This is a genomic window from Brevundimonas sp., from assembly GCF_050729455.1.
Classification (GTDB): Bacteria; Pseudomonadota; Alphaproteobacteria; order Caulobacterales; family Caulobacteraceae; genus Brevundimonas.
Genome location: NZ_JBOHLI010000026.1, coordinates 20,126 through 41,573, shown reverse-complemented (window position 1 = coordinate 41,573; position 21,448 = coordinate 20,126). Strand labels below are relative to the sequence as shown.

28 protein-coding genes are annotated in these 21,448 nt (G+C 68.0%); all 28 read right to left on the bottom strand.

Features of this window, described 5'->3' with window-relative positions:
- The coding region (locus ACREEF_RS08605; RefSeq protein WP_431565185.1) for a phage baseplate assembly protein at nt 1-541 on the bottom strand (541 nt) is incomplete at its 3' end.
- The gene (locus tag ACREEF_RS08600; protein ID WP_431565184.1) at nt 534-1,736 is read right to left on the bottom strand and encodes a DNA circularization protein; all 1,203 of its coding nucleotides are present in this window, start codon (nt 1,734-1,736) and stop codon (nt 534-536) included. The genes ACREEF_RS08600 and ACREEF_RS08605, both read right to left, overlap by 8 nt.
- Nucleotides 1,733-3,205: a tape measure protein gene (locus ACREEF_RS08595; protein ID WP_431565183.1), complete on the bottom strand. Its 1,473-nt coding sequence runs from the start codon at nt 3,203-3,205 to the stop codon at nt 1,733-1,735. Before ACREEF_RS08595 ends, ACREEF_RS08600 begins: the two co-directional genes overlap by 4 nt.
- Nucleotides 3,206-3,376: 171 nt before the next feature.
- Nucleotides 3,377-3,688 carry a phage tail assembly protein gene (locus tag ACREEF_RS08590; RefSeq protein ID WP_431565182.1) on the bottom strand — a complete coding sequence of 104 codons (312 nt, stop codon included), beginning with the start codon at nt 3,686-3,688 and terminating at the stop codon, nt 3,377-3,379.
- On the bottom strand, nt 3,688-4,050 hold the full coding sequence (locus ACREEF_RS08585) for a phage tail tube protein (protein ID WP_431565181.1): 363 nt from the start codon (nt 4,048-4,050) through the stop codon (nt 3,688-3,690). Before ACREEF_RS08585 ends, ACREEF_RS08590 begins: the two co-directional genes overlap by 1 nt.
- Nucleotides 4,051-4,095: 45 nt before the next feature.
- On the bottom strand, nt 4,096-5,562 hold the full coding sequence (locus tag ACREEF_RS08580) for a phage tail sheath subtilisin-like domain-containing protein (RefSeq protein WP_431565180.1): 1,467 nt from the start codon (nt 5,560-5,562) through the stop codon (nt 4,096-4,098).
- The gene (locus ACREEF_RS08575; RefSeq protein WP_431565179.1) at nt 5,562-5,726 is read right to left on the bottom strand and encodes a DUF2635 domain-containing protein; all 165 of its coding nucleotides are present in this window, start codon (nt 5,724-5,726) and stop codon (nt 5,562-5,564) included. The genes ACREEF_RS08580 and ACREEF_RS08575 overlap by 1 nt, the downstream gene beginning before the upstream one ends.
- Nucleotides 5,723-6,346: a phage protein Gp37 gene (locus ACREEF_RS08570; protein WP_431565178.1), complete on the bottom strand. Its 624-nt coding sequence runs from the start codon at nt 6,344-6,346 to the stop codon at nt 5,723-5,725. The genes ACREEF_RS08575 and ACREEF_RS08570 overlap by 4 nt, the downstream gene beginning before the upstream one ends.
- Nucleotides 6,343-6,834: a phage virion morphogenesis protein gene (locus tag ACREEF_RS08565; RefSeq protein WP_431565177.1), complete on the bottom strand. Its 492-nt coding sequence runs from the start codon at nt 6,832-6,834 to the stop codon at nt 6,343-6,345. The genes ACREEF_RS08570 and ACREEF_RS08565 overlap by 4 nt, the downstream gene beginning before the upstream one ends.
- Nucleotides 6,834-7,268: a gp436 family protein gene (locus ACREEF_RS08560; RefSeq protein WP_431565176.1), complete on the bottom strand. Its 435-nt coding sequence runs from the start codon at nt 7,266-7,268 to the stop codon at nt 6,834-6,836. The genes ACREEF_RS08565 and ACREEF_RS08560 overlap by 1 nt, the downstream gene beginning before the upstream one ends.
- Nucleotides 7,269-7,380: 112 nt before the next feature.
- The gene (locus tag ACREEF_RS08555; RefSeq protein ID WP_431565175.1) at nt 7,381-8,046 is read right to left on the bottom strand and encodes a hypothetical protein; all 666 of its coding nucleotides are present in this window, start codon (nt 8,044-8,046) and stop codon (nt 7,381-7,383) included.
- Nucleotides 8,047-8,054: 8 nt separating this feature from the next.
- A complete protein-coding gene (locus ACREEF_RS08550) occupies nt 8,055-8,936 on the bottom strand; it encodes a Mu-like prophage major head subunit gpT family protein (RefSeq protein ID WP_431565174.1) in 882 nt (293 codons plus the stop codon).
- A gap of 12 nt (nt 8,937-8,948) precedes the next feature.
- Nucleotides 8,949-9,407, bottom strand: a complete 459-nt coding sequence (locus ACREEF_RS08545) for a hypothetical protein (RefSeq protein WP_431565173.1) — start codon at nt 9,405-9,407, stop codon at nt 8,949-8,951.
- A complete protein-coding gene (locus ACREEF_RS08540; RefSeq protein ID WP_431565172.1) occupies nt 9,407-10,456 on the bottom strand; it encodes a phage protease in 1,050 nt (349 codons plus the stop codon). The genes ACREEF_RS08545 and ACREEF_RS08540 overlap by 1 nt, the downstream gene beginning before the upstream one ends.
- A gap of 110 nt (nt 10,457-10,566) precedes the next feature.
- Nucleotides 10,567-11,805 (bottom strand): phage minor head protein, encoded by a 1,239-nt coding sequence (locus ACREEF_RS08535; RefSeq protein WP_431565171.1) that lies wholly within the window; start codon nt 11,803-11,805, stop codon nt 10,567-10,569.
- A gap of 16 nt (nt 11,806-11,821) precedes the next feature.
- Nucleotides 11,822-12,574 (bottom strand): hypothetical protein, encoded by a 753-nt coding sequence (locus ACREEF_RS08530; RefSeq protein ID WP_431565170.1) that lies wholly within the window; start codon nt 12,572-12,574, stop codon nt 11,822-11,824.
- Nucleotides 12,571-14,625, bottom strand: coding sequence for a hypothetical protein (locus ACREEF_RS08525; protein ID WP_431565169.1), 2,055 nt, complete (start codon nt 14,623-14,625; stop codon nt 12,571-12,573). Before ACREEF_RS08525 ends, ACREEF_RS08530 begins: the two co-directional genes overlap by 4 nt.
- Nucleotides 14,625-15,122, bottom strand: coding sequence for a hypothetical protein (locus ACREEF_RS08520; RefSeq protein WP_431565168.1), 498 nt, complete (start codon nt 15,120-15,122; stop codon nt 14,625-14,627). Before ACREEF_RS08520 ends, ACREEF_RS08525 begins: the two co-directional genes overlap by 1 nt.
- Nucleotides 15,119-16,789: a DUF935 domain-containing protein gene (locus ACREEF_RS08515; RefSeq protein ID WP_431565167.1), complete on the bottom strand. Its 1,671-nt coding sequence runs from the start codon at nt 16,787-16,789 to the stop codon at nt 15,119-15,121. Before ACREEF_RS08515 ends, ACREEF_RS08520 begins: the two co-directional genes overlap by 4 nt.
- Nucleotides 16,783-18,435 carry a terminase large subunit domain-containing protein gene (locus tag ACREEF_RS08510; RefSeq protein WP_431565166.1) on the bottom strand — a complete coding sequence of 551 codons (1,653 nt, stop codon included), beginning with the start codon at nt 18,433-18,435 and terminating at the stop codon, nt 16,783-16,785. Before ACREEF_RS08510 ends, ACREEF_RS08515 begins: the two co-directional genes overlap by 7 nt.
- Nucleotides 18,435-18,992 (bottom strand): phage protein Gp27 family protein, encoded by a 558-nt coding sequence (locus ACREEF_RS08505; RefSeq protein ID WP_431565165.1) that lies wholly within the window; start codon nt 18,990-18,992, stop codon nt 18,435-18,437. Before ACREEF_RS08505 ends, ACREEF_RS08510 begins: the two co-directional genes overlap by 1 nt.
- A gap of 2 nt (nt 18,993-18,994) precedes the next feature.
- The gene (locus tag ACREEF_RS08500; protein WP_431565164.1) at nt 18,995-19,291 is read right to left on the bottom strand and encodes a VpaChn25_0724 family phage protein; all 297 of its coding nucleotides are present in this window, start codon (nt 19,289-19,291) and stop codon (nt 18,995-18,997) included.
- Nucleotides 19,288-19,605: a DUF2730 family protein gene (locus ACREEF_RS08495; RefSeq protein WP_431565163.1), complete on the bottom strand. Its 318-nt coding sequence runs from the start codon at nt 19,603-19,605 to the stop codon at nt 19,288-19,290. Before ACREEF_RS08495 ends, ACREEF_RS08500 begins: the two co-directional genes overlap by 4 nt.
- The gene (locus tag ACREEF_RS08490) at nt 19,602-19,832 is read right to left on the bottom strand and encodes a TraR/DksA family transcriptional regulator (protein WP_431565162.1); all 231 of its coding nucleotides are present in this window, start codon (nt 19,830-19,832) and stop codon (nt 19,602-19,604) included. Before ACREEF_RS08490 ends, ACREEF_RS08495 begins: the two co-directional genes overlap by 4 nt.
- A complete protein-coding gene (locus ACREEF_RS08485) occupies nt 19,832-20,110 on the bottom strand; it encodes a hypothetical protein (protein ID WP_431565161.1) in 279 nt (92 codons plus the stop codon). The genes ACREEF_RS08490 and ACREEF_RS08485 overlap by 1 nt, the downstream gene beginning before the upstream one ends.
- A complete protein-coding gene (locus tag ACREEF_RS08480; RefSeq protein WP_431565160.1) occupies nt 20,073-20,597 on the bottom strand; it encodes a hypothetical protein in 525 nt (174 codons plus the stop codon). Before ACREEF_RS08480 ends, ACREEF_RS08485 begins: the two co-directional genes overlap by 38 nt.
- Complete coding sequence (locus ACREEF_RS08475) at nt 20,594-20,911, bottom strand: hypothetical protein (RefSeq protein ID WP_431565159.1); 318 nt, start codon at nt 20,909-20,911, stop codon at nt 20,594-20,596. Before ACREEF_RS08475 ends, ACREEF_RS08480 begins: the two co-directional genes overlap by 4 nt.
- Nucleotides 20,908-21,372, bottom strand: a complete 465-nt coding sequence (locus ACREEF_RS08470; RefSeq protein ID WP_431565158.1) for an N-acetylmuramoyl-L-alanine amidase — start codon at nt 21,370-21,372, stop codon at nt 20,908-20,910. Before ACREEF_RS08470 ends, ACREEF_RS08475 begins: the two co-directional genes overlap by 4 nt.
- Nucleotides 21,373-21,448: the final 76 nt, after the last annotated feature.

Below are 21,448 nucleotides of genomic sequence, written 5' to 3'. Positions count from 1 at the left end.
CCCTGCGCTGACCAGGCGTGATGAAGGCGACGCCGCCGGTCGCCGTGGAGATGGCCAGCAGACCCCGGAACCGGGCCAGACGCTCGACCGCCTCCCATACCGTCTCGCCCTGCTGCAGGGCGAAGCGCTTGAAGGCGGCGCCGACGTCGGCGCGGACCTCGACCGCCAGACCGAAGGGCGAAATCAGGTCGTTGGCGATCTGGGACAGCGTCCGGTTCTTCCAGACACCGGGCGTGTTCATGGCCGAGCAGTCGACCAGGTCACAGGCCTTGTCGCGGCCCTCGACCGAAAGAGACCGGCTGCGCGCGTCGAAGCTGGGCGCGGCCACATCGACCCATCCGGTAATGACGACGTCGCCGCCGACCAGGACCTGACAGGAATCGCCCCGCTTGATCTGGCGCGGCTCGGCGGCCTCGGACGTCCGTTCGGCGTATTCCAGGCTGAAGGCCCCGGCGACGTCGCGGATGCCCTTGGACACGCTGACGGACGTCCAGGCGTCGAACTGGCGGCCGCCGACCTTCAGGACCACGACATCACCCATCGGTCAGGACCTCCAGGGCTGCGCCGCCGGCCACAAAACCGGGATGGGTGATCCGGTTGCGGTCCACGATCTCCTGGGCGCGGGCGGCGTCGCCATACAGGCGCTGGGCCGTCACCAGGGCCGGTTCTGTCGCCGTGGGACTGTAGCTATACAGGCGGGCCAGCGAGCCGCCGCGACGGGTCACGTCGCGCACCAGCGTCAGGCGCAGGGCGGTCAGCGCCTCATAACCCGCATCGTCGCCGGCGTCGGCCAGGAAAGAGGCGGCGTCGTCGATCCGGTCGGCCAGATCATCACGCACCGCGACGGCGTCGTCATAGGAATCGAACGTCAGTTCGGTCGCGGCCTGAACCGCCTCGGCCGAAGCCGTTAGCGTCACCAGCCGCGCCACGGCGTCACTGTTCGCTCTCTGCACCTGGCGCGCCGGCGTGGGCGCCCAGGGTTCCGACGACGGGGCGAAACCGATCAGGGCGCGCAGTTCGTTCAACGCGGCGCCGGGGGTGCTGGCCAGCAGTCGAAACGAGGTGATCAGACCTGTCACGGCGCCCGCCAGATCGGGCGCCGACCGGACCAGCGACAAGGCGTTCGATCGCAGGGCCTGGACGCGCAGGGTCGCTGACGACAAGGCGTCCTGCGCCCCGCCCAGGCGGGCCATGCCCGACTGAAGGCGGCCACCCAGCGACTGGATCTCGGCGGCCGCGCCGTCCGCCACGAAGCTGGGCAAGCCGCCGACGTTGAAGCCCGTTTCAAAGCCCTCTTCAGCCTCGATCGACGCTGCTTCAGCCGCCACCGCCGCCGAAGCGGCCGTGTCCTCTGACGGGCCGGCCTGGGCCGCCACGCCGCTCGCGATGAAGATGATCGAGAAGGCGGCCATGCCGCCGTCCTGGCTGCTCTCCCGCACCGAATAGCGGTCGCAGTTGACCTGAAGCGAGCCGCGATAGGGATGCACCAGAGTGCCTTGCCCCGGCTGCTTGCAGGCCGCGATCAGGGCGTCGCGCTGGGCCATGTAGTCGTCGCCCAGGACGAAGCAGTCCAGGCGGAACTCATCAGGGCCAAGGCCAAGGTCTTCGACGAAGACGTCGTCGCGCTGGGCGAACTCATGCACGACGGCGCGGCGGCCGCCGTCCTGGTCGGCCGACTCGATATGGAAGACGGCTTCGCGGAAGCTGCCGGGTCGAAGTTGGTCGCGCCAGCTCATCGTCCGTTCGCCCCACGATACTGGGCCGAGGTGTTCACCGGCACCTGCGCCGAGCTGGAGCGCGCGGTGACCGAGGCGGGCCGGCCGTCCTGGTGGACACGGACATCGACAGCGACCTGACCATTGGCCGGCCGACCGCCGCCAGGCGCTCCAGGGCGCGGACGGCCGCCGCCTGCAGGGGGATCGCCGCCCGGACGCAGATTGTTCACCGCGTTGGTGGCGACCTTCAGCATGAAGCCTGCGCCGGTCAGGATCATGCGGAACCACTTGGGCAGGCTGTTCCAGACCAGATCGACGCCCGCCTTGAAGATGGACTTGATGCCCTTCCAGACGTTGCCGAGGAAATCGACGAAGCCCGACCACATGTTCTTCAGGCCGGCGACGATCTTGTCCCAGCTACGATAGACGAACCAGCCGGCGACGGCCAAAGCTCCGATGATCGCGATGATCGCGATGACCGCCACGACCGGGGCGGCGGCGACGCCCAAGACCCCTGCGATGGTGGCGCCCAGGGACATCAGGGCCGTGGTCAGCCAGGTGATGGCGACCGCGCCAACGCCATCGACCAGACCCCGCAATCCGCCGATGGCGTTCATGAAGTCGATGAACCCGTTGGTTACTGCAATCACGCCCTGGGCCACACCGACCCAATCGACCTTGCTGACCAGCTCCTTCAGCGACGTCAGCAGCTGGACCATGCCGACGCTGATTTCCTTGGCCCACTTGGCCAGATCGCCGTTGGCGGCCGCCGCATTCACCTGGCTCAGCAAGGCGGCCAGCTCGACCTTCACGAAGTCGAACAGACCCGCGTCAGCGATCTGGCGCTGGAAGCTGGTCAGCATGTCCATCAGGTTGGACCACAGGCCGTTCATGGTCCCGGCCTGACGATCCATAGCGCCCGCGAACCGGCTGTCGAAGATGCTCAGCAGGTTGGTGCGGATGTCGTTTGCGGCCTTGCGCGAGGTGACGGTGACCTCCTGGCCGGCCTTCTGATAGGTCAGGGCCACCGCCTTGCCGGCCGCGCTGCCCCTGACGCCGAACTCCTTCAGCCGCTCGAACTCGCCGGTCTGGGCGTCCGCCAGCATTTCAACGGCCTGCATCAGCGGCTTGTTCATGGCGCTGGCGGCGTCGCCCAGGGTGCGCAGCGAGCCGTCCGTGGGGTCGATGCCATAGGCGCGCAGGGCCACGAAGGCCTGCATTACCTGGTCCAGTTCGTAGGGCGTGGTCTTGGCGAAGTTCTCGACCCAGCGCATGGAGGCCTGCGCCTTCTCTGACGATCCCTCGATCGTCTCCAGCACGGCCGCGAACTGTTCGAACTTCGCCCCTGTCTTGACCGCCCCGACAGACAAGGCGCCGAAGCTGAGCCCGGACAGGGCGCCCAGGGCGGCGCCCGCCTTAGCCGCCAAACCTGTGAGCCGCGACAGGGCGGCGCCGCCGATCCGGGCGGCCGAAGGCAGCTCGATGCGCAACGAGCGCGCAATCCTGCGGATAGGACCGGTCGCCCGGTCCACCGCCTGAATCAGAACTCTAAGATTGAGCTGCCCCATGAATGCGCTGGGCCTGCTTCAGCCAGAAGAGGACTTCGTCCGCCTCCATCTCCCACAAGGTGGGGGGCTGAATGCCGAAGGCCACCAGGTCCCCTAAGCTGTCTGCCCAGTCGCGGGGCCATTCGGCAAAAAACGCTCGACCTTCGAACCGAAGGTCTGCAGGTCCTCCATGCCCAGTTCGTCGATGACCTTGACCGGCTGGCGGGTCATACGGGCGATCAGCGCCAGCAGCTGCGAGCCCCTGGCGTCCTCGGGCAGGCCGTCCAGGGCGCGCAGGTCCTTGGCCTTGAACTTGTAGAGGACCAGCTCGCCGATCGTCTCGACCCGCTCTTCGCCGCCCGCAGGCTTCAGGGTGACCTCGATCGGTTCCTTCAGCGTGATGGTTTCGACAGGAATGGCGGCCATCAGACCATCTCCTCAGCCGGCGGGCCTTCAATCGTGATCTTGGCCTTGCCGTCGTTGTCCGTGGCGGTCGGCGGCGTGGTGTTCCAGCCGTTGGCGACGACCCAGGTCTGACCGGTGTCCGCCTCGAAGGTGAAGGTGACGTCGGCCCACCTGCGGATCTCGTCCAGCGAGGTGCCTTCCTTCACCGAGATCTCGCATTCCAGCTTCGACTGGACGATGGACGACTTGTAGCCGTGAATGGCGTTGGCGCCGGCGACCGTCTCTCGGCTCTCGCCGCCGATATCCAGAGACGCCCCCGGCAGGGTGTCCAGCAGCTTGCCGTTGGCCTTGATCTGGGCGCGGCCCATGACCCGCATCGACATTGTGTGTTCTCCTTTTGCCCGTCTCAGCGGGCGCTAAACGGGCGATTAGACGCGGAACTGGACCTGCCCGGCGAAGACGCGGAACTGGTTGACCAGGTCGGGCGGGATCAGCGCGTTGAGGCGGTTCGGGTCGTTGGGGTCGCGCTGGACGATCAGGTCGGCGATGAACTGGGGTAGGTTCTCGACCAGGCCGGCCGTCTCCCACTCCCTGAACAGGCTGATCAGCTCGGCCTTGATCACCTTGGGCGTCACGATGGCCTGACCGCTGCCATAGAGCGTCCCGTCATTGGCCAGCTTGTGGCGGCCGTACTTGGTGGCGATCCGCGCCCGCATGGACCAGCGCAGGTAGCTGAGGGTCAGCAGGGTGTTGACGTCCAGATAGGCCGTGTCGGGCAGGCCGAAGGCGTTGGTCTGATAGGTCGTGATCGGCCGTTCGATCAGCACCTGGCCGCCAGCGTCCACCGTAAAGGTCGAGATGCCCTCGCGCAGCAGCAGGTCCCGTTCCTCGCGGGTGAAGCGGTCGTTGACCGTGGGGGCCAGAACGCCCGGCAAAGGCAGGGTCTGGAACGGTCGGGCCGGGTCGATGGCGCCGTGATAGGACACGACGCCGGCATAGGCGGCCGCGATGACCGGCGACCAGGTCGGCGAGCCCTTCAGGCCGCCGATCGAGACGTGCGGACCGTTGCGGGTCGAACCTAGGGCGGTCAGCGCGCCGAAGGTCCCGGCGCTAAAGCTGTAGCTGAAGCCGTCGATCATCTTCAGCGGGCCGAACCGCTCGGCCAGCTCGGCGTCGATCAGGTCCAGGTTGGCCGTGTCGGTGTAGGGATTGACGAAGGTGTTGAACCAGTCGTCGCCGATCGCGGTGAAGACGGCGGCCATGTCGGGGTTGCCCGCGCCCGTCGCGCCGGCGGCGACGGCGACGGCCAGACCGGCCGGCAGGGTTTCGCCGCTGCGGTAGTTGACCCGCACGTCCAGCGCCTCGCCCGCCGCGCCCTTGTGGCGGCAGGTCAGGGTCACGACGGCGGCGGCCGACGCGGCGGTCACCGGCAGGTCCGGATTGTCGTTGATGGCGTCGGCCAGGGCGGTGGCCACGACCGTCGCGGTGTCGGCCGCCGCAACCGCCGCCTGGACGCGAACGCCGGCCACATACAGGTTGACGATGCCGGCGGCCGTGGCCGGCCCCGAAACCGTGACGGTCTTGGTCGCGGCGACGCCGGCGGCGTTGTCGGCCAGCGCCAGGCCCCAGGCTTCAGCCGTGGAATTGGCCGTCAGGAAGGCGGCGAACATCAGGGCCAGCATCGAGCCGCGACCGAACTGCTGGACGGCCTGATCGGCGGTGGCGATGCGCGTCGGCTGACCCGCGTTGGCCAGCCCGGCCGCCAGTTTCTGGCCCACGACCAGGACACGCTGGGGCTGGACACCGGCGCCGGAGCGAGCGCGCGACGCGTCGAACTCCAGATACTGGCCGGGGGTGCGCAGATCGAGCGGGATCGAGTTGAACGAAATGGACATCAGCTTTCCTTGGTCTTGCCGACGACGACAGCGTCTTCGTCAGCGATGCGGCGCTGCCAGTAGGCGGTCAGCTCGACGGTCTCGCCGGCGAGATCGAGCGGCCGGCCCGTTTCGGGGTGAAGCGGCCGGCGGCCGGGGGCGGGTTTCAATTTGGCCCTGCTCATTGGGTCTCCAGCTGCAGGTGGTCGGTGGCTTTGGCCTGGTCGTCGGCCGGGACCGCCTCGATGTCGGCGAAGGGCGGAGCGTCCCAGTTGGCGTGGAAGGTCGAGAAGTCGTCGAGCGGGCCGGAGAGGCCGCCGCCGATGGCGATGGGCAGGGCGGCCGAGAACTCCAGGGCATAAACCGACAGCTGGTTCTCGGTGATCGTCTGGGTCGGCCGCACTGATCGACACGGCCCCAGCTGCAGGGCGCCGATGTCCAGGCCGAGGCGCTGGCCATGGAGCAGGCGCGAGACGTCCAGGAGCAGCTGGTAGGAGCCGACTTCCTTGTCAGTCGCCCCGTGCCGCTGGGACTTCTCGTTGCGCAGGTTCCTCGCGGCCACCACCACCATGAACACGGCTTCGGCGTTTAGACTGCTGCCCGCGTCGGTCGGGCGGCGCCACCCGCCGAACACCACCCAGGCGCCGGGGAAGACGTGCCCCGCCTTGATCGTGTTCTTCAGATAGGCGTCGAACTCCTCGGGGTAGGATTCGAGGGTCCGGAACCGGTAGCCCAGGACGCTCTGGTCGCCAGCGGCCTGAAGCCGCGCCAGAATGGCGTTTTCGATCTCGGCGATGCCGGTCACGGCAGCACCTCGGCGATGTAGTCCTGGACGATGTCGTCGATCTCGTCTTCGTCGTCGGCGTCAACGCCCAGGAACGGCCGCGCCGGGATCACCACTTCCTTCGGCGACCTGAAGCCGATGCCGGGAATGACGAAGCCCAGATGGCCGTCGCCCTTGGCCGCGATGGTGGCGCCGTCCTGGTGAACGCCGGCGTAAATCAGGTTCGTGCCCCACTCAGCCGAGTCCCGGCTCGCGTTCCAGGTCATGCTCTGACGCAGACGGCCACTGTCCACCAGGGTCTGACCGCCGGTAGCCTTGGCGCGCAGGCTAGGCTCCCACGGGTCGCCGTCAGGCCCCTTCTGGGTTTCGAACCGGTGGACCGTCGATTCCTCGCCATAGGCGCCGATGCGGCCCATCAGCGGCTCCAGATCGCCTGTGCGGTCCAGCAGCTCGGCCATGGTGCGCTGAGCGCGGACGATGCCGTCCAGGGTGATGCCGGACGACACCATCACAGACCCCGCATGGAGGTGCGCGAGAAGATCCGGTCTTCGCTTTCGATGACCATGACGTCGTCACGGCCGGCCGGTTCAGTCGCGCCGCCGGCGTCGCCCTCGACCGGCAAGGTGATCACGCCCCTGGAGATGTTGGTCAGGGTCTTGATGGCGTCTTCGTACCGGCGACGGACCGAGTCAGTGACCTGAGCCGTGTAGAGGCGGTAACGGGCGATATCGCAGTTCAGGCCATTCAGGATCTTCGGCGCGCTGGCCAGCGGCAGCTTGTATTGGGCGCCGACATAGCCGTCGATCTCGGCGGCGCCGTCTTCGAGCGCCTTGGTCAGGACGGCCTGGTCCATCTCGCCGGTCGGCGGATCGGCGCGGTCCGTCAGCTGGACCAGCTCCTCCAGGCCGCACAGGGCGATCAGATCGTTGATGGTGGCGTACACGGCGGTCAGTTCCTGGTGGTTTGAGCCGGGGGCTCGGGGCTGGCCACGCTGGGATGGACAGACCGGAGGCTCCGGAGAGGACGCCGGCGGGGCGAACCCCGCCGGCGCTTACTCAGTCGGCCCTACTCTTGGTCGACTTGCCGCCCTTGGGTGCGGCGGCGGGCGGCGGCGCTTCCCCCTCGGCCGGGCCGTCTTCACCGCTGCTCGAAGCGGGGTCGGCGGGGGGCGCGGCGACCGTTTCCGGCGGGGGAGCGACCGGATCGCCGCTCCCCTCGATCGCCGTCTGCTCGCTCACGGTATTCACAGGGACCGCCAGGGCGGCGGCCAGTTGCTGGCTCAGCACCTCGATCCGGGTTTCGAAGTCCTCGACAGCGGCGGCGAACTGGGCGCGCTCGGTCGTGATCAGCTCGACCAGTTCAGGGATCACCAGGTGCTGGCGGTCCTCGGCGATGCTGATACCCAGGACAAACAGGTCCTGAGCGTTCACCAGCACCGCAGCGGTCAGGCTGGTAGGCACGCCGCTGGCGTCCAGCGTCTGCTGACCGCTTTCCATGGCCAGAACGGCCAGAAGACCGTCGCGCAGGGCGCCATCGAGCCGCGACCAGCTGCCGTCGTCGTTGTGCCCCTCGATAACCAGGACATCGTCCTGCAGCAGCGCGCGCTTCTGCTCGCTGGTCAGGCTGGAGGTCTCGACCTCCAGCCACTGGGTCCCCAGTTCCAGCCCGCCCCGGCGATAGGGCTGCCTGGACGCCTTGATGCGGATGAGAAGGTCCGTCATGGCGCGCCTCAGGGCAGACGCCGCGCTTCGATCAGCGTGACGTCCTTGTAGTAGATGTTGGATTCACCGCCGGCCTTGTTCTGGGCTTCGAACAGGGTCCGGGCGGCGGCGCGGGTCGAGGTGCCGTGGATGACGTGCGTCGGACGGATGCCCAGGGGCTCGCCCTCGTCATTCTTCAGGCCGGCCATGGCGTTGTAGGCCGCTTCGTAGTTGGCGGCGTTGACAGGGCCGGTGCAGCGGTGGGCCAGCTGCCACAGGGTGTAGCCGGCGGCCCCGCGCGCCTCGCCGCCCATCAGATACTCGCCCGTCTTGAAGACGTGGCTGTCTTCAGGATCGGTGACCATGGCGAAGCTGGGCGCCTTGCGGGCCTGATACAGGATCGGCTTCAGCGCCTTGGACAGATCGACCAGGTACCAGGCGGCGGTCGTACCGTCGCCGCTGACGTTGCTGGCCACGCCCTCGCCGACCGGATGTTCGTCGTCGAAGAAGTTCTGACCGTCGAAGCAGGCGCGGGCATGACCCAGGCTCAGGGCTTCGAAGACCAGCTGGTCCTTCAGGTTGCCGGCGTCCTGACCCCAGCCCGAAACGATCGGACCGTAGAGGCCCAGGTTGTCGTCCTCGATCTTGGTCTTGTGGATGCCTAGGGTCGCTTCGAAGTCGCGGTTGATGAGCTGGTAGCTCTTCTCCTCGACCGAACGGATCTTCTTTTCGCCGATCCATTCGCGGAAGATCGGCAGATCGCCTAGGAAGCCGTAGGTCTCGATTTTGGTGCTGGACGACACGTCCGTGGTGAGCGGACCAGAGGCGGGCGCCGCCAGCGCGATCCCCGCCTGGAAGTTCGTCTTGAAGCCCGTGCGCAGGGCTTCGAGGTTTGCGCGGTTGATGATCAAGAGGGTCGCTCCTTAGGCCCAGGCGGGCTTGCCGATGGACACGAAAACGCCCTCGGCGGTGACGTCTTCGATCGCCCCGGCCTTGGCGCGGGTCGAGTTGGGGGAGGTCTTGGCCACCGTGTCATCATCGACGATGTAGGCGGCCTTGCCGATGTCGGCGGCGGTGATGGCGTCGCCTGCGGCGGAGTTCTTGAAGGCGTAGGGCCGGCTGCGGTCCACCATGACGCTGACGTCGCCGTCCGCCGCGCCGCCCTTCTCGGTGGACTGCGCGATGCCGACAGCGACATAGGTCGCGGCGTCGGCGGCCTTGGCGGCGTTGTCAGCGCCCTGCCCCTCACGGCCGGGGCGAGCCTTGCCCGCCGCCAGGATGACCAGGCCGGACTGGATGATCGTCACGCCTGCGGCGATGGGAACGCGGAACAGGCCCGCGCCAGCCAGCGAGACGATCTTGCGGGGTTTGGTCAGGGCCATCAGGCGGCCTCCTCATCACGGGCCTTGGCGAATTCGGCCTCGTCCCAGCCCATGGTGGCGCAGACGGCCTTTTCGGCCGCCGACAGGTGACCCTTGGCCGGCGCGTCCTCGTTCGGGTCCTTGGCGCCCGGAATGACGATGACGGGGGCCTTGTCCACGATGGAGGCGAAGCGGACAGGGTCGGCGCTGTGAAGGGCGATGAAGTCTTCGCGGGCCGCCGGGGTGATCTTTCCGGCCTTGATGCCGGCGTCCACGGCCGCCTCGGCGTCGCGCTTGGCGGTGCCGGCCTTCAGGGTGTTGATCTCGGCCTGCATGGCCACGATCGTCTCGCTCGACGGGGTCGAGGCGCGGGCGGTGTTGATCGCCGTCACGATCTCGGCGGCGGGCGCGTCAGCAGCCAGACCGGCCGCCTGGGCGACCGTGGCGAGACCCGCGCCGGTCGTCTTCAGACCGGTGATCGCGGCGTGGATTTGCTCCTCCGTCGCGTCTTCGCCCAGGCCCAGGGCCTTGGCGAGCTTGCTCTTGTCCAAGTCGATGTCTCCATCTTGGGGGTGTTCGGCGCTGGCCACGGCGGCCAGTTCCAGGTTGGGGCTGTTGGTCAGCCCGGCGCGGAGGATCGCGCGAACGCGCCCCGACGTTTTCTCGTGGGTGAAGACCGGGCTGATGTAGCGGTACTCGCCCGCCTTCAGCTGGGCATGGGCGCTCTCCGTCCATTCGACGCGGCCCCAGATGCCGTCTTCACGGACCTGCAGTTCCTTGATCCAACCGGACGCCGGCGCGCGGCCGCCGACGCCCTTCTGGGCGCCGAAGTCGGTCTGGTGGTCGTAGTCGACGACGGGGTCGGCCGAGCCGGCGTAGGTCCTGGTGGCGGCGATGACCTGGGCGGCGTGAGCGGCGTCGGCCAGCTCATAGGGACCGCGACCGTCACGACCGCCGAACTTGCCGAACGGGATCAGCTGGACCCAGTCGGTCGGCTCGCCCGAGGCAATCGCAACGGCGGACATGACCGCGACAGCGGCGCCCACGACGATGGTGTTGGAAGGTTTCAAGTGAAGGTGGTCCCCGATTTCTCAGGGAACATGCCGGAACCGGCGGGGGGGCTTCAGGGTGCACCGGTGCACCCCGTCCCGCCTCGGCTTAAGAGGCCTTCACAGCCCTCTTAAACGACCGATCTGCGATAGGCTACATCGCCTGACAGGACGGCGACGATATGAAAGTCCGGTTCGGCTGAAGATCGGGCGCGCCAGCCGTCCGATCCGAACTCTGCCATGGTCTCGATCAGGCCGTCCGGGGTGGCCCATTCGCCGATGTAGCGGCGGACCAGCTGGCGTCGCCCATTCTCGGCCTCGCGCCAGGTCACCCGGATCTGATCCGGCTCAGCGATCGTGCGGGCGATCAGCTCCAGGCTGCGAAGCCGCAGCTGGGGCCACCGCGGTTCCACGCCGTCCAGCCGCTGCAGCATGGCCGGCCCCACGACCAGGTGATCGCCGGCGACGTCCTTCAGCACCCGGCCGCCCGCCGCATCGAGGCGGCCGAGGAAGGCGGCGGCGGCCTCCTCGAACGAAACGTCCGCCGGCAGGAGACGACCCTCGCGCGGCCCACCGGCGGCGTTGATCTCGGGCCGATCTGAACCGGCGGCGTCCGGCGCATCGGGCAGCGGGCGGGGCGTGACCCCGTCCAGGTAGGCCTTGCCGACATTGAAGTTGAAGCCGGGATCAATGCCGGTTTCGACCGTGGTGACCTCCCCTGTGCGAGGGTTGGTGTAGGCCCGAGACGGAAAGCGGGGCGGGTTCTGCGTCACGGTGAAGCCCCGACGCTCCAGCGTCCGCGCGCTCATCTGCGTTACCGTGCAACGGCAGCGCCAGCCGCACGGCGGATAATGGGTGTTCCACCAGGGATCGTCGGCCGGAAGGACGACGCCGTGCCAGGCGCGATGCTGGGGACGGGTTCGATCGTCCATGGTGGCCACGTAGCGCAGATAGGGCATGGCCGCCTTGACGCGCTCGATGCGCTGCCAGCGGCCGGCCTGATAGGCGCTGCGCATGTTGACGTCGAAGATGGTGCGCAGTCGGCGAGGCGAGCCCAGTTGCACCTCGCGAACCTCGCCCGTCAGGGGATCGGCCATGTCCCGGCGGCCCCACCAGCCCCGCGCCTGAAGCAGGGGCGTCAGTTCCTGGCGGAACTGCTGAAGGGTGGTCCCTTCGGTCAGCGCCTTGTCCAGGGCGGCGCGGATATCCTCCAGGACCTCGCGCTGCAACGCCTTGGCCACGGTGAAGGCCTTGGCGTGTTCTTCCTGCCAGACGTCCTCCCAGGCATAGGATTCGGCCAGCCCCTTCGACCGGAAGTAGGTGATGGCCTCTTCCGGCGGCAGGGGCTTCAGGGCGGCAGGGTCAGCCATGGCTCAGGGGCTCGATCTAGGCCAAGGCGATGCCGGCGCGGCCGGCGAGGAAGGCGCCCACGGCTTCCCGGTAATGCTCCAGGCCAGGCTGGACGTGGGAGCCTTCGAACGCCCAGACCTCTTCGATCCAGCCGTTCATGTTGTTGGTGCCCGCGCCACCGGCGTTGAGGATGCCGCCGACAGCGCTGGCCAGCTCGGCCTTATGGGCGATCAGGTCGCCCGTCGCGAAGTTGTTGAGGGTGTTCAGCCCCACAGAGCCCTTGCCCGATGCCTGGTTGTAGGCCGCGATGGCCAGATAGGGCTGACTGGAGGTGTAGGTGGTCGGGCTGATGACCTCGCCGCCGCCATGGATCAGACGAAGACGACGGTTCACGTCGCTGACCAACCAGGCCCGATCCCCCGTCGATGTCCTGGACGCCGCCAGGGTCTGGAATGAAGCGTCGGCATTGGGCGTGACCAGGCAGTACAGGGTGTAGGACGACGGGATCATGACCTGTCCGACGCAGGCCGCAGGAGCACTGCCATTGAACCGTGCTGCTGGACGGGCCGGGGCGCCGACCGTTCCATGGAATACAGCCCCCTGGGAAGTGAAGACGCCCGGACCGACGCCATCACGGTAGGAGACCCCCCGCCCGGTCGGATCAAGGTCCCGCGCGGAAAATCGCCACGCCAGTCCCGGCACCTCAAGCGCCTGAACCTCAAGGGCGGAAAGAGAAGGCAAAGACATGCCCAGGCTCGACCGGGCGCCGGTGCGAACGGCGATGCTCATACGATGATCTCCTGATGAAGGGCGAAGTTGGGCAGCAGCTGGCCAGAGGCGGGGCAGGCTTCCAGGGCGCTGTCATGAATGCAGCTGCGCGGCCCCGCGACTGATCCCTGCCGGGTGTTTGTTCCCGCGAACCAGGCGGTTCTGAACTTCCGGACGCCGTCCGTGGGGCCGCTCAGGGCGCCTTCGATCCTCACGCCGTCGTCTGACACGCGCAGGCTTCCGGGCACCACCACTGGAGAGGCGGCGCTGTCGATAAAGCTCAGGCCGAACGCCCCCGGATCATCGACCAGGCGCTGGGACAGCTGCAGAGGCGGGTTGGAAACGTCGAACCGGATCGAAAAGGCCAGGCCGTTGATCTCGGCGCTGAGCATCCGAAGCGGCCGGGGGTTGTCGAAGGCGCGATTACGGTCGCGGATCACGCGGGCGAAGGCCGCCGCGCGCTGACGATGGGTGGCGGACGGCGGATGGAAGAGGTCCTGATACGGCCCGAACTGATACTGGGGACCGACGCAGATCATGCGCGAGTTGGCGGCGTTGGCGTTGGCCTGGGCCAGCGAAGGTCCGGACAGGACGCCGCCGACAAACAGGCCGCGCTGCATGACGTACATGTTGAAGGTGGCGGCGCCCGTGATGCCGCCCAGGGCGACGACGTCGGCGGTCAGGTCGGTCAGCAGCTCCAGCTGCTTGGCCTGATAAGCCGCCTCTGTGTCGTTGATGTCGTTTTCGCCGTGGTCCCAGATCACCGCTTCCAGGAGGGGCGTCTTGCCGTTGGCGGCGCACCAGGTCTTCAGCGCGGTCAGCGAGGCGATGGCGTTGGCGTAGGGCGTCGTGCCCTTCTTCAGGGCGGCATAGGCCGAGTTGCCCTTGCCGAAGCTGGCCACATGATAGGTGGACCCGCCCGCCCGGCCGGCCGGGCCGTTCAGCATCCATCCCAATGAGGCCCAGCCCGTTTCACCGAAGTTGGGGCTGAGGGTCTGTTCATAGGCAGGAACCAGCGTCGTCAGGGACGCGGGAGTGATGGCGGCGGCGGCGATGCCCGCCGGCAGGACGCCCTGTTGCCACATCAGGACGGCGCTTGAGGGCGGCTCCGCCAGATAGCTGGCCGCGCCGTTATCGACCCCGCCGACCGACAGGCTCTGGCCCATGATCAGGATGATGCGCAGGAAGGCGTCAACGGGTTCGGAGCCCCGGCCGCGATAGGAGGCGTGGCGGATCGTACCGTCCGCACAGACCGCCCGGACCAGCCCCGGGGCCGCCACCTTCACCGCCCGCACCGGTTGGTCGAAGATCGAGAGGCGGCGCTCGGCCGAGCCATCAGCGATAAAGGCCTGACGACGGGTCAGAGCGCCATCGACCACGTCCAGAGGATAGGCGATCGGCGCATCAACGGCGGCCGGCGCATAGATCTCGCCGTCAGGACCGAAACCGCCGATGGCCGCACCCTCCTGGCTGATGAAGGGCGCGATCCAGCCCGACCGTCTGATCTGGCCGCCCGTGTGCATATCGCCGAAACTGCGCAGCAGGCCGGTGCGCTGATCCACCCACTGAAGGGCGCGGCCGTCCAAGCCCCGCACCACTGGCGTCAAGCCGCCCCGACCGCCGATGCCGGCGCCGACCGTGGCCCGCACCTCTTCACGGTCAGCCTCGCGGGCCGTGCGCAGGTTTACGGGCGACACCGCCAGGTCGGAGCCCTGGCCCTGCAAGGTCTGTTCGGCCGTCGCCAGGACCAGCGCCAGATTGGGGCCGACCCAGACCCATGCACCAGCGATGCCGGCATAGACGCCGTTGCCGTTTGGAACATCGCCGGCCGGATCATCATGCACCTCGCCTCGGGGGGCGACGCCGACCGGTTCGACGGCCAGCAGCTCGGCGCGCGTGGCTCGCAACACGACCGGCCCCAGTCCGGCGTCGGCCAGCCAGGCCAGCAGCGCTTCGGCCGCAATGGTGGTGGCGGGGCCTTCGCCACGCTGCATCAGGATGCGGTCGCTCGATTCCAGCGAGGCGGTTTCGCCCACCTGGTCCAGGGTGCGGGTGATAAGGGTGTCGGACATCAGCCCTCCAGAAGAATGCGATCAGGGGTCTGGCCGAGCGCCACGCCCGCTTCGGCCAGGATGAGACCGCCGAGGGACCAGGACTGGTCCCGCCAGCGGACGAAGCCGCCCTCGTTCGGCAAGTGGAGCGGGACGCTGGTGATCTCGCGGTGGTGGCCGCGCTGGGCCAGACAGGCGTTGACGATCGAAGCCGCCTGATTGCTGCCGGCGTACCAGGCCCGATAGGTCACCTCGCCGCCCGGCGGTCGCCAGACATGCAGGATGGTCGAGGGCGGCACGGCCCAGTCGCCCTCGATCACTCGCAGCCGATCAGCCGCCGCGATCAAGGGCGGACCTTCAACCAGCAGCCCGCCCCGAAGGCCCGGCGCCAGGTAGTCGAACCGGGGCGCATTGACCCCCACCACGACCGGCGCGCCGTTGGCGTCGCGGACCGTCGCCGCGCAGCTGCGCGTGAAGGTGAAGGTCTCGGCGAAGGGCAGCCCCACCAGCGGCGTCATGCGGGGCCGCCGTCCAGGGACTGGCCGACCTCGCCCATCAGGCGGGCGTTGAAGCCGGCGCGGGCCAGCAGATCGGCCAGTTGTTCGCCGTCCATCTGCTCGAACACGCCCAGCAGCCGGTCGCGGGCGTCTTCCACCGACGACGCTTCGGCCAGCATCTTCTTCAGCGGGTCGATGGTGGGAGCGACCAGGGCTTCCCATCCGGCGTCGAGAACCGCGACGGCGAACAGGTCAATGGCGTCTTCGGCCGGCTGATCGGTCGTGGCATGGACCGCCTTGGGCTCCGGCGCCGGCGTAAGAGGCTTTAAGAGGGGCTTCTGGGCCTTCTCCGGGCCTCTTGCGGGCGTCGGCACCACCCCGCCCGTTTCAGGGCCTTCCTGAGGCGTTGGGACGGATGGCGCTTCCGGCGAGGTCAACAGCTCTTCGTCGGCCTTCGGTTCGGGCGACCGGATCAGCTTTCTGGCCCAGGAGGCGGGCACCTTCAGGCCCAGGCGCACCAGCTTGTCCGTCGCGCTGGTGATGGCGGCCAGGTCAACGGCGTCTTCGCGACCGATGATGAGGCGCGGATAGGCCGGACGTGCGCCATGGTTCAGCATGACCAACGGCTGGATCAGCTGCTGGTTCAGGGTGGCCGCCAGCAGCTTGGCGTCGGCGCGCTCGATGTCGCCCCTGACGTCATTGTGGACCGTCCCCTGCGAACCGCCCAGGCCGCCGGCCTCGGCGTCCGTGGTCGCGGTCTGGCCCAGCACCGCCTTCGAGATCTGGCGGTCCAGGTACTCGCTCAGGTTCTGGAACAGGGCGCCGTCGCTGGCGGCCTGTTTGCCATCGACGAACTCAATGTCCGTGGTCTTGGGAATGATGCCGGCGGCGTCGGACCCGATCGAGGCCAGCGCCCGCAACAGGGCGCGTCGGTCATCGGCCGAGGCGCCTGTGTCGTAGCGGCCGAGGCGGAACGGGATGCCATAGACCTCGGCGAAGGCCACCCAGTCTTTCAGCGAGTAGTTCTTGAACAGATAGGCCCAGGCGACGGCGCGGGCCAGGCCGCCCCGGATCGGCAGACCCGACTTGGCCTTGTGCAGGTGGACCAGGTACTTGAACGGCTCCAGATCGACGCCGTCAGCCGAACCGTCGCGCAAACGCAGGGTCTCGCCGTCCACCCGGTCGAACTGGAACCAGTTGGGGTTCCGCCAGATCAAGCGCTTGGGCCACCACTGGCGTTCCGACATGTCCCAGACGATTTCGGAAGCCGAGTAGCCCTTGCCGATGGCGTCCAGGATGTCCTGAAGCTCGTCTTCCAGGGTGTCGCGCTTCAGCCAGTCGCGGACCAGCTTGGCGTCGGCTTCGGCCTCCGGCGTATCGTCGGCGGCCTCGACCGTGATGGGCAGCTGCGAGACTGCGCGCTTACGGGTGCCCAGGACCGACAGGTAATGAAGGTCCTTTTCCTCCATCGCCTCGGCCAGCTCCAGATAGCGAGTGGCGTCGCCATGCTCGGCCGCGCGCAGGATGCTGGCCAGGCGCACCGGGTCCATGCCGACTTCAGGATGGCCGCTCAGGATCGAGCGGACGCCGGTCGTGGTGGCGCCGGAAATCTCTTCCTTCAGCAGCCGGGTGCTGACCGGACGGCCGAGGTGATCGACTAGGCCGGGGTTTTTAGTCGGGGTCACCATGCGCCGCCTCGTCTTGTCTCATCAGCTTCCGCGAAGGCCCGCTGCAGGCAGGCGGGTTGGGTCTGGCCGTCTTCGTCGGTCGCAGGTTCCGGGGCATGACGGCCGGGCAGGCCCTCGTAGCCGCCATAGGTGATCGGATCGGAGCAGCTGGCCGTGTAGGCGAGGCAAAGGGACACGGCGAAGTCGCCGTGCCGCTGCAGACCGTCAGTGCCCTTGGTATGGGCGTTGTCGGGGACCTTGGGCACGCCCCGGATCATGCGGACCTGCCGCATGTCGTCCGTCAGGTCGGAATGGGCCGGGATCGCAATGGTGCGATCTTCAAAGGCCGCCTTCAGCGGCGGCATGTTATTCAGGTACCAGTCCTGGCTGAGCTTCACTTCTTCGATCAGGCCGCTGCCGAACTTCTGTTTCGTCTCCTGGGCCAGCGTCGCGCCGTTGCCGGTGGCGTCCAGCTTGCCGCCAGAGAAGCGCGGCAGGCGTTCGACCAGCCAGAACAGCACCTGCTTCTGCTGGTCGTAAGGAACATTCCGCATCTCGATGACGAAGGGCACAGTCCTGACCAGGTTGCGCTCCAGGGCGACAGGCGCGATCGAGGACACGTCGCCGGTCAAGGCGAAGTCCTGGCCGAAGGTGTGGCGCAGGTTCTTGTCCAGGCGCGCGACCTGGGGCGCCACGGACTGTTCCAGGAAGGCGTCGATATAGGACCGGCGCTCGGCCACCGGCTTGACGTCGAAACCCGGCGGGCACGCCAGGCGCAGGACCTTTTCCGGTCCGCCCGCCGTCGAGCAGGCCTCAATCACGGCGCGCGACAGATAGATGCCGGAGCCTTGCGACGGGACGCAGTCCAGCTCTTCGGCGGCGTCGGCGCCATAGAAGGCGCGGATCTCTGATCGCCACTGGGCCTCGGCCTCGGGCGACCACTCCTTACCGGTCATCAGACAGACGCGCTGATACAGGCCTTCTTCCAGCGCCTGGTCGAAGGTGCACCGGACAACGGCGCCGGGCCGCTTCTTGGCCCGGATATCGTTCAGCAAGACGTTGAAGGCGTTGTCTTCGCCATTGTGGGTCGAGATGACCAGGACCTTGCCGCCCCAGATCAGCAGGGCCATGGCGGCCTTCAGCAGGCCGTCCGGGTCATCGTGGAAGGCGAACTCATCCAGGATGACGTAACCCTGCTTGCCGCGCAGAGAGCGCGGCCGGCTGGAGAGGGCGACGATCTCGAAGCCAGAGGCGAAGGCGATCCGAAACGCCTTGATGTCCTTGTCGGGACCATCGGCGAAAACGAATTCGGACACCTCGGTCGCGGCATGGTCGAACGCCTTGGCCCACATGGCGCAGGTGTCGATAAACTCGCGCGCCATATCGAGGTTGTAGCCGATATAGAGGGTGTCCATCCCCTTGTCGGCCTTGCGCTTGGCCGAGGTCAGGACGGCGTCGGCCGACACCGCCCAGGTGAACCCGATGCGTCGGCTCTTGTCCGAAACCACCAGGTTGTGGGTCGCCGTCGCCTTCAGCAGGGCCTTCTGCGACGGCATGAGGATGTCGGGCAGAGCCTTGCCGTCGAACATGGCCGGCATGGCCTGCGTCGCCGCCCGGCGGGCCTCGGCCCATTGCGCCTCGGTGATGATCTCGCCGTCGAACGCCATCAGTCGTCGATGCCCAGGATCTCGCGCTTGATCTTGTCCACCGTGTCGGACGTCAGTCCGGCTTCACGCTTGGCCACACGATCCACGGCGGCGGCGGCTTCCTTGGCCGCCTCCTGCTTCAGGCGCATATGCAGGTCGGCGTCCGTCTTGCGCGCCGACGTCACCGCCTGGATGGCGCGCGACAGGAACATCAGATTCTCGGCGTCCAGGGTTTCACCTGGGCCGAGGTTGGCCATCAGGTCGAAGGCCAGCGACTGGAACCCCTGGACCAGCACCTGGAACCCCTTGCCGTCCGTCAGGTCCGGCCCGATCTGGGCGATGACCTGGTTAGCGACATCGCGTGACTGCTGAACCCGCTCGGCTAGGGCCTGAACCTTCTGGCTGTGACGGTGGACAGCCGAGCGCGACGGCAGGGGGACGTCCTGGTCGGCGAACTGGGCGTCCATGCGGTGCATGACCTCGTCCAGTTCCAGCCGGCCGGCGCGAAACTCCCGCAGCCAGTCTTCAAGCCTGTCCCGGACATCCGGCGGCAGTTTCTCGATCGAGGAACGGGCCATGGTCAGCCGCGCGGAGTGGGACGGCGAACGCCCGGCGCCGTGGCGCGGCCCATGGCCACGTCCTCGCCGCGTTCGGTCAGGGTGGCGACATAGAGGCCGCCCAAATCGGTGTGGCGGGTCAGGCCCTGTTCGCTCAGCCAGGCGATCACGCCGCGCACCTGATCACGGGTGGCGGACAGGCCCACGGTCGCAACCAGGTCGCGCAGGATGGAATCGTTGGCCTTGCACTCAGGACAGTCCAGCAACGCCCGCAAAAGCGCGATCCTGAGGTGTTCGGCGAAGTGGTCCTTGTAGCTCATTTCGACCGCACTCCGGCTTCCAGGAAATAACCTTCGATGCGCTGAAGGCCGGGAACCACCTGCTGATCCACGGTGCGCGCCACAGCGTGGATTTCGCCGCGTACCGTGGCCAAATCCGCCTTGTTGGGCACGTCGGCCAGCCGGCCATCGACACGGTCCAGGCGGCTTTCAGCTTCGTCGATGCGATCCATCAGCTTCTGGGCTTCGTCGGTGTCGCGCCACCGCTGGGCACGGCGGGCGACCAGGACGGCGCAGCCGGCGGAGGCGACCGCGCAGAAGGCCGTCACAAACTGCAGGGTCTCGGGCAGGGTCACGCGGCTACTCCGGTCGGGCGGCGTTCGGTCAGGCGCTGACAGGCGATGCAGCGGCGGGCTTGAGGTTGGGCCGCCAGTCGGGCGGCCTCGATCGGATCATCGCAGTCCGTGCAGATGCGCAGAGCTGGCGGCTCGCCCTTGTGGGAGGCGTTCTGGCGGCGGATCTCGGCCAGGCGGCGATCAACCTCCTGATCCGTCAGCCGCGAGGCGTGGTCGGCGTCGTCCATCAGCCCCTCGCAGTCTCCGGCTTGGGGCACTGGGCGCGGGCGTCGGTCAGCGCCTGAACCGCGCCCTCGCCCCAGGCGATCAGCTGGGCCAGCCATGCACCTCCGGCCGGGTTGTATTCGACCACGGCGTCGGCGGCGGGTTGAGGACGTTGGGCCGGCGCGTTCAGAAGTTCGGCCGGACAGGTGGTCACGACCTCGCGCCGCGTCTCGATGACGGGGTCGGCCGGGACCGACGCCGGCTCAATCCGATCGGCCGAGGTCGCGCAGGCAGTCAGCATCGCAGCGGCCGAGGCCAGCATCATTGCGCGGAGCGGAAGCGAGATCGTTTTGGGCACTCTGAATCCTTTGGGTCTGGGTGCGGCCGCGCGCTTCAGCGCGGGCGATGGCGCCGGCCTGATCGGCGCGGAGCTGGTCGAGGGCGGCGTTTGCGTCGTCACGTTCGGTCCGGGCGGCGTCGCGCTGGGCCGTTAGGGTCTTCACAGGCGTGGAACAGGCCGATCGCAGCGCGAACAGGTCGCCATTGGTCAGAGCCTGATCGCAGGTCGCCGCCTGCACAGCGCGGCGATGAACGGCGGCGACCGGCGCAGGACAGGCTTTGGCCGAGACCGAAGGGTCCTGTTGGTCCAGGGCGCGATCGCAGGCCTCATGTCCCGCGATCGAGGTCCGCAGGCCGCGCTCTTCGACGTTCTTGGCGTTGATCACGGCCAGCAAGGCGGCGGTGGACAAAAGGCCGCCCGCCGACAGGATCGTCAGGGCGCGCATCATGCCTGGTCCGCCGGAATACCGACGCCGGCGCGGGCGACGTCCACACGTCGAGCCGCCGCCAGCTGGGCCAGCTCATAGGTGGTGGCGCCGACGACGTAGATCAGGCCGACGAAGACGACCGTGCCGATCAGGCCATAGGCGATGCTCTGCAGGGCCATCGCCTGGCCGGCGCTGATATGCGGCGCCCGCAACGTCCAGACGACGCCGCCGACGATAGCCAGGGCGACGAAGGTGACGCTGAAGCTCCAGAGGCGGCGCCAGAACCAGTTGATCTCGTTGAGGCGAGGCGCGGGCTGGACACGAAGGTCGGTCATGCCTGACGCCCCTTGTTGGCGGCCCACCACGGCTCGACATCGAAGGTCGGGCAATCCTTCACCCACTCGCCCTTCGTGACCTTGCCGTCGCCGTTCCGGTCCGGAGAAAGGTCGCGGTGGCCGCAGACGCGGGCGGCGGGATAGCGGCCCGTCAGCTCCTGCAGCAGGGTCCTGAGCGCGTCATACTGGGCCGGGGTGAAGTTGGTTTCGGCGGTCATGTCCGGCTTGACGCCGCCGACCAGGCAGATGCCCAGGGAACCGTCGTTATGGCCGGCGACATGGGCGCCGATGACGTTGTCGGGCCGTCCCTTCTCGACCACGCCGTTGCGTCGGATCACATAGTGATAGCCGACGTCGCGCCACCCCTGCTTCTTATGCATGGCGCGGATTTCCGCGACGCCGAGGTCACGGTTGGCGGGCGTTGCCGAGCAATGGACAACGAGCAGGCGGATCGGCTTCATTTCAGGCCCCGAAAGGCCGCCGATCGAAACGATTTCGCGGCGGCCGAGTTGAGGCCTCAAGCTACGGGTATGGGCG